General features: G+C 35.1%; 9 protein-coding genes. 6 read left to right on the forward strand and 3 right to left on the reverse strand.

Annotation, left to right across the window (positions count from 1 at the left end; genetic code table 11):
- Window positions 1–271: 271 nt before the first annotated feature.
- The 3 genes from M2326_RS13155 to M2326_RS13165 all read right to left on the reverse strand — a co-directional run bounded on the left by M2326_RS13155 (window position 272) and on the right by M2326_RS13165 (window position 3,367).
- Complete coding sequence (locus tag M2326_RS13155; RefSeq protein ID WP_264620017.1) at window positions 272–889, reverse strand: hypothetical protein; 618 nt, start codon at window positions 887–889, stop codon at window positions 272–274.
- A complete protein-coding gene (locus M2326_RS13160) occupies window positions 886–1,842 on the reverse strand; it encodes a hypothetical protein (protein ID WP_264620018.1) in 957 nt (318 codons plus the stop codon). Before M2326_RS13160 ends, M2326_RS13155 begins: the two co-directional genes overlap by 4 nt.
- A gap of 64 nt (window positions 1,843–1,906) precedes the next feature.
- Complete coding sequence (locus M2326_RS13165; protein ID WP_264620019.1) at window positions 1,907–3,367, reverse strand: TonB-dependent receptor; 1,461 nt, start codon at window positions 3,365–3,367, stop codon at window positions 1,907–1,909.
- 98 nt (window positions 3,368–3,465) lie between these two features.
- Between M2326_RS13165 and M2326_RS13170 the strand changes: the two genes are divergently transcribed.
- The 6 genes from M2326_RS13170 to M2326_RS13195 all read left to right on the forward strand — a co-directional run bounded on the left by M2326_RS13170 (window position 3,466) and on the right by M2326_RS13195 (window position 16,629).
- Window positions 3,466–4,230, forward strand: coding sequence for an MBL fold metallo-hydrolase (locus M2326_RS13170; RefSeq protein ID WP_264620020.1), 765 nt, complete (start codon window positions 3,466–3,468; stop codon window positions 4,228–4,230).
- A gap of 12 nt (window positions 4,231–4,242) precedes the next feature.
- Window positions 4,243–4,743, forward strand: a complete 501-nt coding sequence (locus tag M2326_RS13175; protein ID WP_264620021.1) for a hypothetical protein — start codon at window positions 4,243–4,245, stop codon at window positions 4,741–4,743.
- A 427-nt stretch (window positions 4,744–5,170) separates the two neighbouring features.
- Window positions 5,171–8,206 (forward strand): SusC/RagA family TonB-linked outer membrane protein, encoded by a 3,036-nt coding sequence (locus M2326_RS13180; protein ID WP_264620022.1) that lies wholly within the window; start codon window positions 5,171–5,173, stop codon window positions 8,204–8,206.
- A 33-nt stretch (window positions 8,207–8,239) separates the two neighbouring features.
- The gene (locus M2326_RS13185) at window positions 8,240–9,877 is read left to right on the forward strand and encodes a RagB/SusD family nutrient uptake outer membrane protein (RefSeq protein WP_264620023.1); all 1,638 of its coding nucleotides are present in this window, start codon (window positions 8,240–8,242) and stop codon (window positions 9,875–9,877) included.
- 134 nt (window positions 9,878–10,011) lie between these two features.
- On the forward strand, window positions 10,012–13,344 hold the full coding sequence (locus M2326_RS13190; protein ID WP_264620024.1) for a VCBS repeat-containing protein: 3,333 nt from the start codon (window positions 10,012–10,014) through the stop codon (window positions 13,342–13,344).
- A gap of 108 nt (window positions 13,345–13,452) precedes the next feature.
- Window positions 13,453–16,629, forward strand: a complete 3,177-nt coding sequence (locus tag M2326_RS13195) for a SusC/RagA family TonB-linked outer membrane protein (protein ID WP_264620025.1) — start codon at window positions 13,453–13,455, stop codon at window positions 16,627–16,629.
- Window positions 16,630–16,641 lie beyond the last annotated feature (12 nt).

Below are 16,641 nucleotides of genomic sequence, written 5' to 3' on the forward strand. Positions count from 1 at the left end.
TTCTTTTAGTGTTACATATCTCATAATGAGATAAATATATTAAATTTTTTACATATCCACAATAAAATACGACATTATTTTATTCTTATTACTTAGATCCAATTCCGCCTAATTTATATCCTGAATTTGTGCTAGTAAAAGTGTTGATCAACACCGCTAAATTTAGACTTTATTAATTTTTTTTGATTGGATGAAGTTTTAAATACGATACTTCAAAGTAATTTATTATATAGAGGAGACCTTATTACAGCCAGAGTTTAGTTCAAACCTGTTAATATTTTATAAACTGCCCGTTAGTATTTGTTTTATATCTAGAAATAGTTGTAACGGTGTCATTTGTAGCTCTTTTACCAATAATGTCACCAGCATCGTTATAAGTATAACCATCAATGGAGTATTTTTTTATAGTAATATTTCCATCTTTCTTAATTTCAAATTTACGATAATACTCTATTTCAAAAGTAAATCTGCAATCGAGGAGTAAGGCATCAACTTGAATATTTGAAACATAACTGTTTAATTGTAGGTTGATTACTTTTCCATCATTTTCTCCATAGGTTGCGTATGCGATTACTTTGTACTTTATTTTATCTAAATTAAATGCAGCTGTTGTAAAGTATTTAAAATCTGCAGATTTATCAAAATTATAATCATTTTCTTTCACTTTAAAAGAGAGATCGCTTGAAGTGAATTCTTTTGGAGTTTCAAGACCTGTTAGTTCATATTCCGTATATTCAGAATTGAATTTTAAATAGGGTTGAAAGTCTTTTGAACTGTAAAAAAGACTATCAGATTCTATTTTTTTTGTTTCAGGTACAATAGGCTTTTCGCTCTCTTTTTTACACGAAAAAAATAATACTGTCAAGATCAGGAAGGTTATTTTTTTCATTGTATTATTTCTTTAAATTGTGGTTCGTAGTTTTGTACATGCAAATGGTGATGGTGGTTGGTTGTTTTATGTGAAATATGTTGCAAATATTTTGTTTCTTTATTAATTGTAACGGTCCATCCCAACATGCTTTTCCATCCGAATTTGTACAAAGCTTCGTTCCATTTATTTTGTCTTATATAATCTAAGGAATCGGGTGCTTTATTGAGGTTTAAACTGGTGCCAGGACCGCATTTTAAAGTTTTATCGGTTCGAAGGTATTTAAAATCACCATTATTACCATTAATATGACTGCGGCTCGGCTTGGATGATCCGTCTTTATGACTAAAACCATTACATCCAATGTCAAGATAATTAACCTCAAGCATGGCACCAAAAAAACTGGCCAAGGTTTGTTCGTTTACATAGGACCTAGGAGAATCCATATTAAAATGATATTGATGAGTCCCTTTTTTATACGTTTTAGGAACTTCTTCAAGGTTGATAAGATTTATCATTTCTCCTTCGATACCTCGATACAGCTGGGTTTTATAAAAGGTAAAATCGCCTAAATCGTATTTCTTTCCTTTTTTATCGATATAAATGTATCGGTACTTGTTTTTGAATTCTTTGGCTATTGTTTTAGGAATAACTTTGTGAATAGTACCATCTTGATAAATTTTATAAGTAACAATAGTACTTTTTTTAACTAGGATACTCTTTTGTTTTTCTTTCGATTCAATACTGTCTAGTTTCTTATCAAAATAGGAGCGAAGAGGTGTGTTTTCAAATTCAGTTGTTAAATTTCGATCATTATGCTCTTTTGATCCTGTGGTATCAATAGCAATTAAATTATTGCTAGCATGAATATTTAAGCAAGACAGAAATAGGACTGTTGCTAGTATGAAAGGGTGATGTATGCAGTAGGTTTTCAGAATGCTTATTTTTAGCTTTGGATATATGAATAATTTCATCCAAAGATTATGTAAGTATAAAAGCAAGAACAGTTGTTGTCCTCGCTTTTATGTGGTATTTTTTTTAACTGTTTTCTTCTAAGAACTTTGTTGTCTCATAGCCAAATAATTGTCCTTCTTTAATGATTTCCGAGATTCCTTCGGGTAACATACGCTCCCATCCTGGTTGTCCGCTATGAATCATTTTTAGAACTTCTCTAGAGAATACGGTTAGATTGTCTGGATCGTAATCTTCAATATCAATCACTTTTCCGTTGAATTTAAAGAACTTGTAAAGTTCTTTCATTCTTGGGTGAACTTTTAAGTTTAACGAAGTTCCTATTTCTCCATTTTCATCTAGCATTGGGTATAAGAATACTTTCATGTCACGGAAAAATAGTTTACCGAATGCTTCTAAAATCCCTCCACTTAAATGGCGGTAGTATTTTTCGTCAAAGATATCAACTAGATTATTAACTCCCATGGCAAGTCCCATTCGAGCCTTGGTATAATTAGAGAAATACTCAACTACCTTATAATATTCTTGGAAATTAGAGATCATAACAGTCTGACCCAAGGCACAAAGTAGTTCTGCTCGATCCATAAAATCGCGTTCGTCAATTTCACCGTCTGAACGTAAGTTTGAAAGAGTAATTTCAAAAATCACCAAAGTGTTTTTCTCGTCAACTTTATTTTCTTTAAGGAACATATTCAAGGATTTCTTGTACATGTCCATATTTACCTTGGTAACAGGGCGAAAACTTCCTCTTAAGGCAAGTATGTTTTTTTTATATAAAATGGCAGCTGGAAGAATGTTTTTCCCTTTTGGATTAAACATCACGGCATCAGTCATTCCATTTTTAACCAATTGTAAACTAATTAAACGATTGTCAACATCTGCAAAACGCGGTCCAGAAAAATTGATGGTATCAATTTCGAGCTGATCTTTGTCTAGGTGATCGTATAGGTATCGTAATAATTTTTTTGGGTCGTTATATTTGTAATACGCACCATAAATTAGATTTACTCCAAGTATTCCTAGGGTTTCTTGTTGTAGTCTTACATCTGTTTCTTTAAAACGAATATGCAGGATGATTTCGTTATATGCTTCCTCAGGTTCTATTTGATAACTAATACCAACCCACCCATGCCCTTTGAATTGCTTTGCAAAGTCAATAGTTGCTACAGTGTTTGCGTAACTAAAAAACATCTTGTTGGGATGTTTTTCACGATTTAGTCTTTGCTCAATAAGTCCAACCTCATGTGAAAGCATTTTTTTTAGCCTACTCTCTGTAACATAACGACCATCTGCTTCATCTCCGTAAACGGCATCGCTAAAATCCTTGTCGTATGCTGACATTGCCTTTGCTATGGTTCCCGAAGACCCTCCTGCTCTGAAAAAGTGTCTAACTGTCTCTTGTCCAGCTCCAATTTCGGCAAAAGTTCCGTAAATATTTTCGTTTAAATTGATGCGAAGCGCCTTATCCTTGACGGAAGGTATTTGCTCGATGACTTTATCACCCTTTAATTTTATCTCAGTACCCATTTTTTTTGTGTAAAATTGGCTTATATGTCACAAAGTTAATGAAATTGATAACTAATGAAAGGGATTTAATGTTATTTTTGTAAAAAAATGAAAGTGATTTGAAAGTAAATTTTTTAGGTACTGGTACCTCTCAGGGAATTCCGATAATTGGTAGCGATCATCCAGTCTGCTTGAGTTCGGATAATAAAGATAAAAGACTACGTGTTTCAATTTGGGTACGGTGGGACGACTGTTCTTACGTCATCGATTGTGGTCCCGATTTTAGACAGCAAATGTTACGAGCCAACTGTAAAAAAGTAGATGCAATTTTGTTTACACATGAGCATGCAGACCATACAGCAGGAATTGATGATATACGTCCCTTTAATTTTCGAATGGGCGAAATGCCATTTTATGGACATCCTAGGGTAATCGAAAATATAAAAAATCGTTTTGATTATATTTTTCAAACCGAAAATAAATATCCGGGAGCTCCATCTGTAAAAACTTATGAAGTGATCAATGATTCCCCCTTTATATTAGGAGGAAAAAAAATCATTCCGATTAATGCTTTGCATGGAGATTTACAAGTTTTTGGGTATCGAATTGATGATTTTGCTTATTTGACTGATGTAAAAACGATCGAAGATAAGGAGATAGCCAAATTAAAAAACCTTAAGGTACTGGTAGTAAACGCCTTGCGTGAGGAGCCTCATTTTTCTCATTTTAGTTTACAGGAAGCTTTGGATTTTATAGCCTTGGTGAAGCCTGAAAAAGCTTATTTGACACATATTAGTCATATTATGGGCTTTCATGAAGACGTACAAAAAAAATTACCAGAAAATGTTTTTCTGGCTTATGATGAATTAGAAATTACTATTTAATTACCTATCAATATGCAAAGATCATTTTTACTTTATGCCTTCATTCTGTTGGTACTTATAAATGTTTTTACCTATGCTTACTACAGTGGCGAAGTTAAATTCGAGCAAGAACGGTATACACGAGTAACCAAAAAACTCAAAGATAGCTTAGCCTCTATCAGTACAAAATTGGCAGATGCTGATTATTTTTCATTAGAGAAAAATGAAAATGCCCAAAATTATTTTGAAAATAGTGATTTAAATAAAACTATTCAGTACGAAAAGTTACTTCCTTATGTTAAGGAGCAGTTGATGGATTTGAATGCCAATCCAAAAGGGAATCCTTATACGGGACAAGACCAAATTGGGGCAAATAAGTTTGTGATTAACAAAGTTAAAATCCTCAATCACCGTTGGATAATTGCAGACTATAGTGATGGTGAAATTTGGGGAGAAGTTTTATTGAAATATTTTGTCAATGATGATCAGAGTATATCTTTTGAAGTTATTCAGTCATTGTTGTATCAGAAGTAAGAAAATAACTTTATAGGTTTAAAATAGCAGCTAACGCCTTTGTGTTAGCTGCTATTTTTTTATGATTTTTTTATGATTTTTTCTATTTTTCTTAATTGTGTTAACATTTTTTTACATACATTTACCCTGTTCAATAATGAAAAACGTTTCTTATTTGAATTTAATCATCATTTTTTGAATAGCTAAAATGACTAGTATTATGTCGTTTTAACCTTTTAAATTGCTGTTAGTCTATTGTTTACTTGTTTTTCCTATTTGATATAATTTGAAGATAAGATAGTAGTGATGATGATTGATTTATACCTAAATGCAAAATATTAGCTTTATGTTAAATTTACAGTAATAAAACCACTTTGTACTATAACGTTACTATTGATATTAAACAACATTAAACAACAACCATATTAAAAACCAAATAACTAAAATTATGAAAAAAAGAATTTCAAGGTATCTGAAAAAAAGCTCCTACTTAGGACTTTTCTTGGCGTTAATGAGTGTACAAGAATTTTATGCCCAGCAAGTTTCAGGTAAAGTGACAGACGAAACCAGTCAAGGAGTTCCAGGAGTTAACGTACTCAAAAAAGGAACGAAATCAGGAGTTTCAACTGATATTGATGGAAAGTTTACCATTTCCGCCAAAGAGGGTGATATTTTATTGATATCTTTTATAGGTTATAATGCCCAAAATATTAAAGTAGGAAAGTCAAAAACAATAGATATTAAGTTGGTTCCAGATGTTGCAACACTTGATGAAGTAGTGGTAATTGGTTACGGAACAGCAAAGAAAAAAGATGTTACAGGTGCTGTAAGTCAGGTTACTGCTAAGTCATTTGCAGATCAGCCCGTTGTACGAGTGGAAGAAGCGCTGCAAGGTAGAGCATCTGGTGTAATGGTTTCTAGATCTAGTGGAGCTCCGGGTGGAGAAATCAAAGTCCGCGTGAGAGGGGTGAACTCTATTACAGGAAGTAATGATCCGCTTATTGTAATTGATGGTATGATTGGAGGAGATTTAAGTACTTTAAATCCAAATGATATCGCCTCGATGGATGTTTTGAAGGATGCTTCTGCTACTGCTGTTTATGGAGTACGTGGGTCTAATGGTGTAATCGTGATTACTACCAAAAAAGGTTCTGGTAAAGGGAAAATTAATGTAGACTATTTTACGTCTATTGCAACGATCCCAAAATACCTACCAACATTGGCAGATAATGTGGGGGATTTTGCTCGAATTGAAAACGAAAGAAGAGGGACTGCTTTTTATACAGCCGCAGATATCGCTGCCATTGAAGCACAAGGAGGTACAAATTATCAAAAAGAAATATTGAAAACAGGTATTTCAAAAAATCTACAAATATCGGCAAGTGGTTCAGAAGGGAAATTAAGATATTTTATATCTGGTAACTACAATAATATTGAAGGTATTGTAATCAATACAAATGCCGAAAAGTTTGCTGTGCGTTCAAATGTTGAAGCTCAGGTGAATGACAAGCTGAAAGTGGGTTTAAATTTATTTGTAAACCGTTTTCAAAATCACAATAATTTTGAGACTTTTGGAAGCGATCAAGGAAGTTTAATTTACAAAGCATTAACTTGGGATCCAACAACACCGGTTTACAATGCTAATGGAGAGTATAATTTACGTTCCATAAGGAGTGTTGCTTCTTTGAATCAAAACCCTGTTTACACCTTGAATAATAGTAATTTTCAAGAAATTAAAGATGTATTGAATGCTACTTTTAATTTAAGTTATAACATCTCAAAAGACTTTACTTATAGTTTAGTTCTTGGATCTGCGATTAATAACAATAATGCTCAAAACTATTTTGTAGAGAATAACAATAACATTCCATCTGTTGGTTTTAATACTAATAAATTCACTTCATATCAAATGTCAAATATATTGACTTGGCATAAAGAATTTGGAAAACATGATTTGAAAATTACAGGGGTTCAAGAGTATAATAACTCTAGAAACTACATTAATTCATTTGCTGGGTTGAATCTTTCAGTTCCAAAGGGATACTATTATGGACAATTTGCAGATGCATCTAGTAAAACTTATTCAAGTAACTTCGCGCTACAAGAGCTTCAATCGTTTATGCTTCGTGGAGAGTATATTTTTAACAACAACTTATCTGTAACTGTTACTACAAGACGTGATGCTTCTTCTGTTTTTGCTAAAGACAATAGAGTAGGTTATTTTCCTTCTGCAGCTGTGGGATATAGTCTAGATGAATTCTTGCCAAAGGAAAGTTTTGTAAACGCTATGAAATTAAGATTAGGTTGGGGACGAGTTGGGAATCAAAATATTGGTGCTTACGCTACTGATACAAAATATAACAATGTCTCTTATTCATTTGATGGAACGACTGCTTCTCCAGGTGTTTATTTATTGAACTACGGAAACAAACAATTGAATTGGGAAACAACATCACAGTCAAATTTGGGTATTGATTTAGGTTTCCATGATAGAAGAGGTAACTTAAGTGTTGATGTATATAAAAAATTAACAACAGACTTATTACTTAATAATCCTTTATCTGGATTAGATGGTGGTGGAGGTGCTGGTGGTACGGCTCGTGGATTTATCACTAATAATGTTGGTGAAGTAAGTAACAAGGGTATCGATGTAAATTTAGGGTACGATCTATTTAAGGATGGTGATTTTACATGGAATTCAAATGTTTCTGTTTCTTATGTGAAAAATAGAGTAGAAAAATTGAGTGAAGGTAGGACTAAAATTGACGGAACGTTTATTGCTCCAGGTGGACAATCAAGAGTGTTGAATGTTATTGAATTAGGGAAATCTTTAGGACAATTATATGGTGCAACCTTTTTAGGAACTTGGAAAACTGGAGATGTTATCCCGGTAAGTAAAACTACAGGTACTGTTGCAGGTGTACCTGGTCAAGCAAAATATCTACTTGATGATAATAATAATGTTGCCTTTGGTGCAATTGGTAACGGTACGCCAAAAATGTTTGTAGGTTGGAATAACACATTAAATTATAAAAACTGGAATTGTAACATCTTTATTCAAAGTATATCCGGTTCAGATATTTATAACATGACACAAGCAGGTATCAACGGTGGTGCTGGAGATTCAAGAAGTTTCATGTCTTCAGAACAAGTCAATCAATGGACGCCAACCAATCAAACAGATGTTCCTACTAATTCAATTTTTTCGAACTCTTCTAAATTCTTAGAAAATGGGAATTTTATCAGATTGAGTAACTTGAATATAGGATATACTTTTAAAGAATTTGCTGGTTTTAAAAACACATCTCTTAAAGTATATGCATCAGGACAGAATTTATTCTTGATTACTAAATATTCAGGATATGACCCAGAAAATACTACAACTAGATCTGAGCAAGGTACTTCAGACGTTACAGCTGGTATAAATGCAGGAGCATTTCCTACTCCAAGAACATACACATTGGGACTTAAACTTCAATTGTAGTAGTAATCATTTGTTTAAAAAATTATAGAAAGTATGAAATCAAAATATAAAATAATAAAACGCTTTACCGGTGCTTTTTTGGTATCGCTAGTATCCATAGCATCATTTAATAGTTGTGAGCAATTTGACTTGAATGAAAATCCCGCTGAATCGCAATTCATTGTAGCTCCTTATACGACTATTAACGAAATGGAATTGGCTGTTACAGGAATGTATGGTAAATTTAGAGATGCGGCCCAAAAGACAACTTTTTATGTAAGTGGTTGGGGTGGTGATGATATTACGACACATCCTTTGAGTAATAAGTCTGACTTTAGAGAGTATGATCAACGTAGTTTAACACCTTATAATACAAGAACCTTAGATACTTGGAGAAATGTATATGGTCTAATTCGTTCTGCCAATACAGTTTTGGAAAACACAGCTTCTTCAACTTTAGCCTCTACAGAGCAAGCTAGGAAAAACGTACTGTTGGGAGAAACGTATTTTTTAAGAGGAATTATGTTCCACCATTTAGTACGTGTTCACGGTAAAATAGTTATTAAATTGGATACTAAATTAAGTGAAAACCCAGTTTTGTCACCAACTGTTGATGTGTACAAGCAAATTGAAAAAGATTTGCTTTTGGCGGAAACATTGTTACCAACCAAAACTACTGTTGGTTCGGCACGACCTAACAAAGGATCTGTTAGAGCAATGTTAGCTAGATTATATTTGGATTGGGCTGGATTTCCTGTAAAAGATGCTACTAAAAATGCTGTTGCTGCATCAAGTGCAAAAACAGTAATTGATAACCAAACCTCTTTTGGATTCGGAATGGTAACTGATTTGAACTCTTTATGGAGTGAAGCGGGGCGAAACAATACAGAATCTGTATTTACAGTAGAGTTTTGTCAAGCTTGTGGACTTCAAAATACCAAATATGGTATGTTAGGAATTCCAGGAGATATTTTCGGATGGGGAGAGACTTTTGCTGAAGTCCGTTTTTATGAAGATTTCGATAAAGGAACAAATTATACTAACTTTAATAGTTATAGAAAAAATGCGACTTATTACGAAACACTTCCTTTAGATGCTAACGGGAAACCAAGTGCTGCTGCGGTAACGGCACCAGTTTCTACTTGGAGTTGGAGAGAATCTAAGGATGTGCAAACACCAGTATTTAGAAAAGTGATTGGTCTATTATCTGAAGGTTCTGGAGTTAACTTTAATACCTCTAGAAGTGATTATTGGATGAGAATGTCTGAAGTGTATTTAATTTATGCAGAAGCATCTGGTGCTGCAGGAGGACTAGTATCCCCTGATGCTTGGGAAGCATTAAATAAAGTACGTCGTAGAGCAAACAATTTACCTATGAATACACCAGCTCCACTGATCGATTTAATTTCTGGAAATATAGTTGATCTTGTCTTTACTGAACGTAAATGGGAGTTTGCGGGAGAATATGTACGTTGGAATGACCTAGTTCGTAAAGAAAAAGTATCAGAAGCTCTTGGTGGAACTGCTAGGAATCCGCAAGTAACCATTGGTACCAAATTTAATGCAGATGGAAGTAAATCGCCTATGGCATTGACTAAACCAGTTAATGTAATTTTAGGTTCGTTGGATAATACAAATTATTATGCACCAATTCCACAATCTGAAGTTGATTTATATCCTAGTTTGAAATAAGTAAGTTGGTTTATTTAAGAAAAACGGTATTACCTCTTTTGGTAGTACCGTTTTTACGTTTTTTATTTACATATCTCTCTTAATTATTGTATTTTTAAATACTTTTCAATAGCTAACCAATTTTTTTAAACCCTATGTTCAAAACTATTTCATTCAGATACCTTTCTCTAGGTATTTTATTGTTTTCCTTTTTACATTCCTGCAAAAACAAAGACACCAATTCAGATGATGATGCGGTATTATTTACCACTATTACGCCAGAAGAATCGGGTATTGCTTTTGTAAACGAACTCAAAGAAGATCTTGATCTAAATTATTTTCAGTACAACTACATGTACATAGGCGGGGGTGTGGCTACTGCCGATTTTAATAATGATGGACTAATTGATTTGTTTTTTACGTCAAATACACACGACAACAAATTATACCTGAACAAAGGTGACTTCAAGTTTGAAGACATAACCGCAAAAGTAGGAATTACCAAAAGGGCCGGTTTTGATGCAGGAGTAACAGTTGCAGATGTTAATAATGATGGTTTCATGGATATTTATATCACAAGAGGTGGTTGGGACGACTCTGATAATAAGTTTGCCAATATGTTGTACATCAACAACGGGAACATGACTTTCACCGAAAAAGCACTAGAGTTCGGAATTGCAGATGCCAACCGCGGAATCAATTCTGTGTTTTTTGACTATGACAATGACAATGATTTGGATTTATTTGTATCGAATACACCCGATATGACTAGCAAACCAGAGTTGGGAGATTTCAAGAGCTTGAAAACAAATCCAAATACGATTACCAAAAAAGGAAGTGACCGCTTGTATGAAAACGATGGGAAAGGACATTTTACAGATGTTTCTATAAAAGCCGGAATTGGGCCAGATACAGGATTCGGACTCAACCCAACAATTGGAGATTTGAACAATGATGGCTATTTGGATATCTATGTATGCAACGATTTTAATATTCCCGATTTTGTTTATCTCAATAACAAAAACGGAACGTTTACCGACCAGCGTGAGGCTGTAGTTAAGCATATGTCTTTCAATAGTATGGGAGGCGATATTGCCGATATCAACAATGATGGTTATTTGGATATCATGACGTTGGATATGAATCCCGAAGATTACATTCGATCCAAAACCACGATGGGAATGACCTCTAAAGAAAATTTCGATCAAATGGTTGACGAAGGGTACCACCACCAATACATGCACAATATGTTGCAACTGAATAATGGTAACGGAACTTTTAGCGAAATCAGTAAAATGGCTGGAATCGCCAATACCGATTGGAGCTGGTCTATTTTGTCAGCCGATTTTGATCTGGATGGGTTCAATGATGTTTATGTGACCAATGGCGTTTATAGAGATGTAATTGACAAGGATAAGAACAATGAAATTTTAGCCATTTTAAGAGCTAATAATCGAAAACCAACCAAAGAAGATTTCTTGGGCTTTGCACAAATGTTGCCACAGCAAAAATTGACTAATTATTTTTATCGAAATAAAGGAGATTTAACTTTTGAAGATACTTCGAAAAAATGGAGTACAGGAACCAATACTTTTTCGAATGGTGCTGCTTATGCCGATTTGGACAACGATGGAGATTTAGATTTAGTTGTTAATAATATCAATGAAGCTGCGACTTTACTGAAAAATAATTCGAGAGAATTGGATAAAGGGGAGTTTTTAGAAATTAATTTCAAAGGACCTGCAACCAATCCTTTTGGGGTTGGAACAACTGTAAATTTAGTCTTGAAATCTGGTGAAAAACAAACCCGTCAATTAATTAATACCAAAGGATTTTTGTCTGCAGTTTCCAATCAATTGCATTTTGGTTTTAAGAAAGAGGAAACGATTGATTATCTTGAAGTTATTTGGTCTGACGGTAAAAAGCAAATTATCAAAGCACCAAAAAACAATCAGCAATTGATTGTGAAGTATCAAGATGCTGTTGCAGGAAAGACCAAAGCTGTCGCGGGCGCTATTTTATTCGAAAAAATGCCTTTTAGCTACAAGCATACTGATCCAAAAACAAATGATTACAAAGATCAAATTTTGTTGCCACATAAATTGTCGCAGACAGGTCCTGCAGTAGCCAAAGCGGATGTCAACAAAGACGGAATCGAAGATGTCTACCTAGGAGGCGGTCACGGTCAAGCTGGGCAATTGCTTTTGGTCACAAGTGCGGGCGGATTTTCGGCTCTTAACGTTGCAGATTTTAATAACGACAAGCAATTTGAAGATGTAGGCGCATGTTTTTTTGACGCTGATAATGATGGCGATCAAGATTTATATGTTGTGAGTGGGAGTTATGAATTTGATAAAACACCCAAATTGCTGCAAGATCGTTTGTACCTGAACGACGGGAAAGGACAGTTCAAACGCGCTGTCAAAAATTTGCCTGAACTGTTTTCTGCAGGCTCAGTAGTGGTTGCCGCTGATTATGACAATGATGGTGATTTGGATTTGTTTGTAGGTGGGAGAGTGGTTCCAAATAAATATCCTTATGCACCTAATAGTTATTTATTAATTAATAATAAAGGTGTCTTCACAAATGAAACACCAACCAAAGCAGGTACTTTGCAAACAATCGGCATGGTGACTGATGCGGTTTGGTTTGATATTAATAATGACAAAAAACTAGATTTGGTAGTTTGTGGTGAATGGATGGGGATAGAAGTGTTCCTGAACAAAGGCGGATTCTTAGTGCCGACCAACGATTACAAAGCACTAGCCGATAGCAAAGGTTGGTGGAATAAACTGCTAGTAGCGGATGTTGATGATGATGGCGACCTTGATTTGGTTGCAGGGAATTTGGGACTGAATTATAAATTTCATGCCACTCCCAAAAAGCCATTCCATGTGTACACGCATGACTTTGATTATGATGGCGTAGAGGATATTTTTCTAGCCAATGAGTACAATAACACCCAAGTACCCGTGCGCGGAAAAGGCTGTACGGCTCAGCAAATGCCACATTTGAAAAATAAAATAACGAGCTACAAAAACTTTGCAGACGCAGATTTAAAAGGAATCGTAGGGGAGAGTATTAATTCGGCTTTGCATTATACGGTAAACGAATTCAGATCTGGAATTTTCATAAATAATGGCGCAGAAAATTTTGTTTTTGAACCCTTTTTGAATGAAGTGCAAACGGCTCCAATCAACAGTATTATTTATGATGACTTTGATGGTGATGGAAAAAAAGATTTAGTGATGGCAGGGAATAATTACCAGTCTGAAATTGAAACTACCCGATCAGATGCTGGTTTGGGCTACTTTTTGAAGAAAAACGCAAAGAATAAATTTAGTTATGTTTCGAATAAAACATCTGGGTTTTTTGCAGACAAGGACGTGAGAAATTGTATCGAAATAAAAAACAGCGGTAATAAATATATTTTGGTTGTAAATAATAACAATACGCACGATTTATTTAAAGTTGTATCTAAAAAATAAATTACATTTACTTTCAAATCAAAAGCTTCAAAAACTGTAAAAAGATTTTGAAGCTTTTTTTTAGACCAAACCAAAAAAATTAACCAACCCCTTTTTCATTCGTATAAAATGAAAGCATTCCAATCCATTTTAGATCCTCGATCTATGTTCGTTCTTGTTCTTTTTTGTCTCTTTAGTAGCACTATAGTTGTTTTTGCACAAGGAAATGTCATTAAAGGAAGTATAACAAACAAGGAAAATACACCCTTAGAGTCTGTTTTAATCACTGTTGTCGGGACCAAAGATGCTGCTTTGACCAACAGTAACGGAATTTTTTCTATTCGAACAAAACCTTCCTTCCCATTGCGATTAAAAATTCATTTGGAAGGCTATACCACCAAAGAAGTTGCTTTGAAGTCGGCTGATTTTGTTACAATTTTACTCGAAAGCAATAACAATTCACTTGATGAGGTTGTAGTTTCGAGTGGGTATATCGTCCAAAAGAAAACAGAAATTTCAGGTGCTGTAGCGTCTATTTCGGCCAAACAAATTCAGAATAGACCCACTACTAGTTTTGACCAATTGCTAGGAGGGCAAGCCACAGGTATTGATGTTTTGCAATCAAGTGGTGTGCTCAATTCTACTCCCGTAATGCGCATACGAGGACTGAATACCATTACTTCAGGACTTTTTCCACTTGTTGTGGTTGATGGGGTTAGTGTTTTTGTGGGTTCGATAGGAGGGATGACAGGAAACAATCCGCTGTCAGACATTAATCCAAATGATATTCAGACTATTGATGTTTTAAAAGATGCTTCGGCATCGGCGATATATGGTTCACGAGCAGCAAATGGTGTAATTGTAATCACGACTAAAAAAGGAAAAATTGGTAAAACAAAATTCAACTACGACTCTTGGTACAGCGTGAATAAACCGTATAATTTGCCCAAATTATTAGGAGCGGAAGATTATGTGATGATCAAAAACGAAGCCTTGGTCAATGCTGGAAAAGCGCCAGGTTACTTCTTGTCTTACAATCCAGATGGTAGTCTAGTAGATACCAATTGGTACGATGTGGCGTATAGACCCGGTTTTTCAAACAATCACAATTTGAATATTTCGGGAGCCAATGAAACTACCGACTATTATTTTTCGGTAGGGTATAGCAATCAAAATAGTTTTATTCGAAACAATAGCTTTGAACGCTATGCTTCCCGATTAAACATCAACCACAAAGTAAATCAGTATTTGAAGGTTGGAGCTACCTTATCTTATAGCAACGGATTGAACAAGAGCCCAAATACAGGTGCCATTGCTAGTAACACAAGCTCGTCATCTGCCTACAATACCGAGTACATTACCAATGAACCAATCGGGCGTATGACCTATGTGTTACCACCAAACGTTCCGGTCTATGCTCCTGATGGATCGTACAGTATTCAAAATAAGACTAGTGTAGGTTATGGAGCTAATATTCCGGCTGTGATTGGGACTATTAACGCTTACAATTTGGCGATGGTACAGAATTTAGACACCAATTCATCACAAAATAACGCACTGCTTGGTAATGTATATGCCGAAATAGCGCTATCGGAAAATTTAAAATTCAAATCCAGTTATGGTCTGAACAATTTGCAGGTGACCAACAGCTCATTTCTGAATCCACTTCATGGGGGTGGTGCTTCATCAAATGGTGTGGCGACCAACGTCGAAACAAAATACCTTCGAAAGGATTGGATCAATACCTTGACGTATACCAAAGATTTTTCGAACAAAAATCATATCAGTATTTTAGCAGGTCAGGAGCAAATTAAAACCTCGACCAACAGTTGGGGAGCATCACAAAGTAATATCACCGATCCATCATACACCAATTTTCAAGGCGGTTATACCAACATTTCGCCAATAGGAAACAGTTTTGGAGAAAACGGATTAGCTTCTTATTTTTCGAATGTAAATTACAATTTCGATAAACGTTATTTTGTAAGTATCAATGCCCGTAGAGACGGACTTTCTGCGCTGGCAGACGGCAATAAATACGGCAATTTTGGAAGTGGGTCTGTAAGTTGGGCCTTGAGTCAAGAGCGATTTTATCAGCAATTAAGAATTAGTAAGCTTATCAATTCCTTGAAATTTCGTGCTAGTTATGGCGTCGTGGGGAATAGCGAAATCGGCGATTATCCTGCTAGCGGAACCTACAGTTCGAGTACGTATGCGGGAACGCCAACGCTCGGGTATTCGCAAACAGCCAACCCCAATTTAAAATGGGAAACTAGTAGTAAATTGGACCTAGGACTGAACTTTGCAATTCTAGACAATCGTGTGACATTCGAATTTGATTATTATAAAAACACCATCAAAGATTTAATTCTAAAAGCACCTCAGGCTTTATCAGCAGGAATTCCGAACAATTATATCAATGCCAATATTGGTGGAATGTACAACAAAGGAATCGAGTTGGGCATCAATGCTTTGGTTTTGAAGGGATCTGATTTTACATGGAATGCCTCTTTGAACCTTTCGACCTTAAAAAACGAAGTAACATCACTCGCTACAGATGTGTTTGTTCCTAGTGTTTTTGGAGTACAAAACATGACTCGTGTAGGTTATTCTGTGGGGTCCATTTTTGCTGTTCCAACCAAAGGAGTTAATCCAAACAACGGTCAAATGGTCTTTATCAATAGCAAAGGACAAGAAGTGCAATACAATCATATAGGTTCGCCAAAATGGACTTTTCTTGACGGTACGGCAGCTCCAGCAATTGATAATTATACCGATGGTGTGATTCAGGGGCCTTCATTACCTAAAGTTTTTGGTGGATTGAACAACAGTTTTGCGTACAAAAATTTTGACATGACTCTTAATTTTACTTTTGTATCGGGTAGTAAATTGTACAATGGTACGAGAGCGACGAACTCTGATCAGCGCTATTTTAATAATGGTGAATTCATCAAAAACCGTTGGACAACACCTGGCCAAATCACCGATATTCAAAAACTATATTATGGTGACAATGTTTCGGCAGGATTCTCTTTTACAACCACGTCAAAAGTGGAAGATGGTTCGTATATAAAACTGAAAAACATTTCAGTAGGATACCATCTTCCGATTCAGAAAACGTTTTTGCGTGACCATCTTTCGAGTACCTACTTGTATGTGCAAGCTGGTAATGTGTATACTTGGACCAAATACCGTGGGTCTGACCCAGAGGTTTCTATCAACGGAAACTCGATCAATTCGGGAAAAGATCAAAATGTTCCTCCCAATGCACAAACAATCACTTTTGGTATCAACGTCGGATTTTAACGACCTTATTTA

Origin of the sequence: Flavobacterium psychraerolatum, from assembly GCF_025960985.1 — a bacterium.
In the GTDB taxonomy this organism is placed as follows: Bacteria; Bacteroidota; Bacteroidia; order Flavobacteriales; family Flavobacteriaceae; genus Flavobacterium.

What these genes read in the sequence shown, in the direction of transcription:
- M2326_RS13160 (WP_264620018.1), bottom strand. Translation starts at nt 1,842, where the DNA reads ATGAAATTATTCATATATCCAAAGCTAAAAATAAGCATTCTGAAAACC.
- M2326_RS13185 (WP_264620023.1), top strand. Translation starts at nt 8,240, where the DNA reads ATGAAATCAAAATATAAAATAATAAAACGCTTTACCGGTGCTTTTTTG.
- M2326_RS13195 (WP_264620025.1), top strand. Translation starts at nt 13,453, where the DNA reads ATGAAAGCATTCCAATCCATTTTAGATCCTCGATCTATGTTCGTTCTT.
- M2326_RS13165 (WP_264620019.1), bottom strand. Translation starts at nt 3,367, where the DNA reads ATGGGTACTGAGATAAAATTAAAGGGTGATAAAGTCATCGAGCAAATA.
- M2326_RS13180 (WP_264620022.1), top strand. Translation starts at nt 5,171, where the DNA reads ATGAAAAAAAGAATTTCAAGGTATCTGAAAAAAAGCTCCTACTTAGGA.
- M2326_RS13190 (WP_264620024.1), top strand. Translation starts at nt 10,012, where the DNA reads ATGTTCAAAACTATTTCATTCAGATACCTTTCTCTAGGTATTTTATTG.
- M2326_RS13155 (WP_264620017.1), bottom strand. Translation starts at nt 889, where the DNA reads ATGAAAAAAATAACCTTCCTGATCTTGACAGTATTATTTTTTTCGTGT.
- M2326_RS13175 (WP_264620021.1), top strand. Translation starts at nt 4,243, where the DNA reads ATGCAAAGATCATTTTTACTTTATGCCTTCATTCTGTTGGTACTTATA.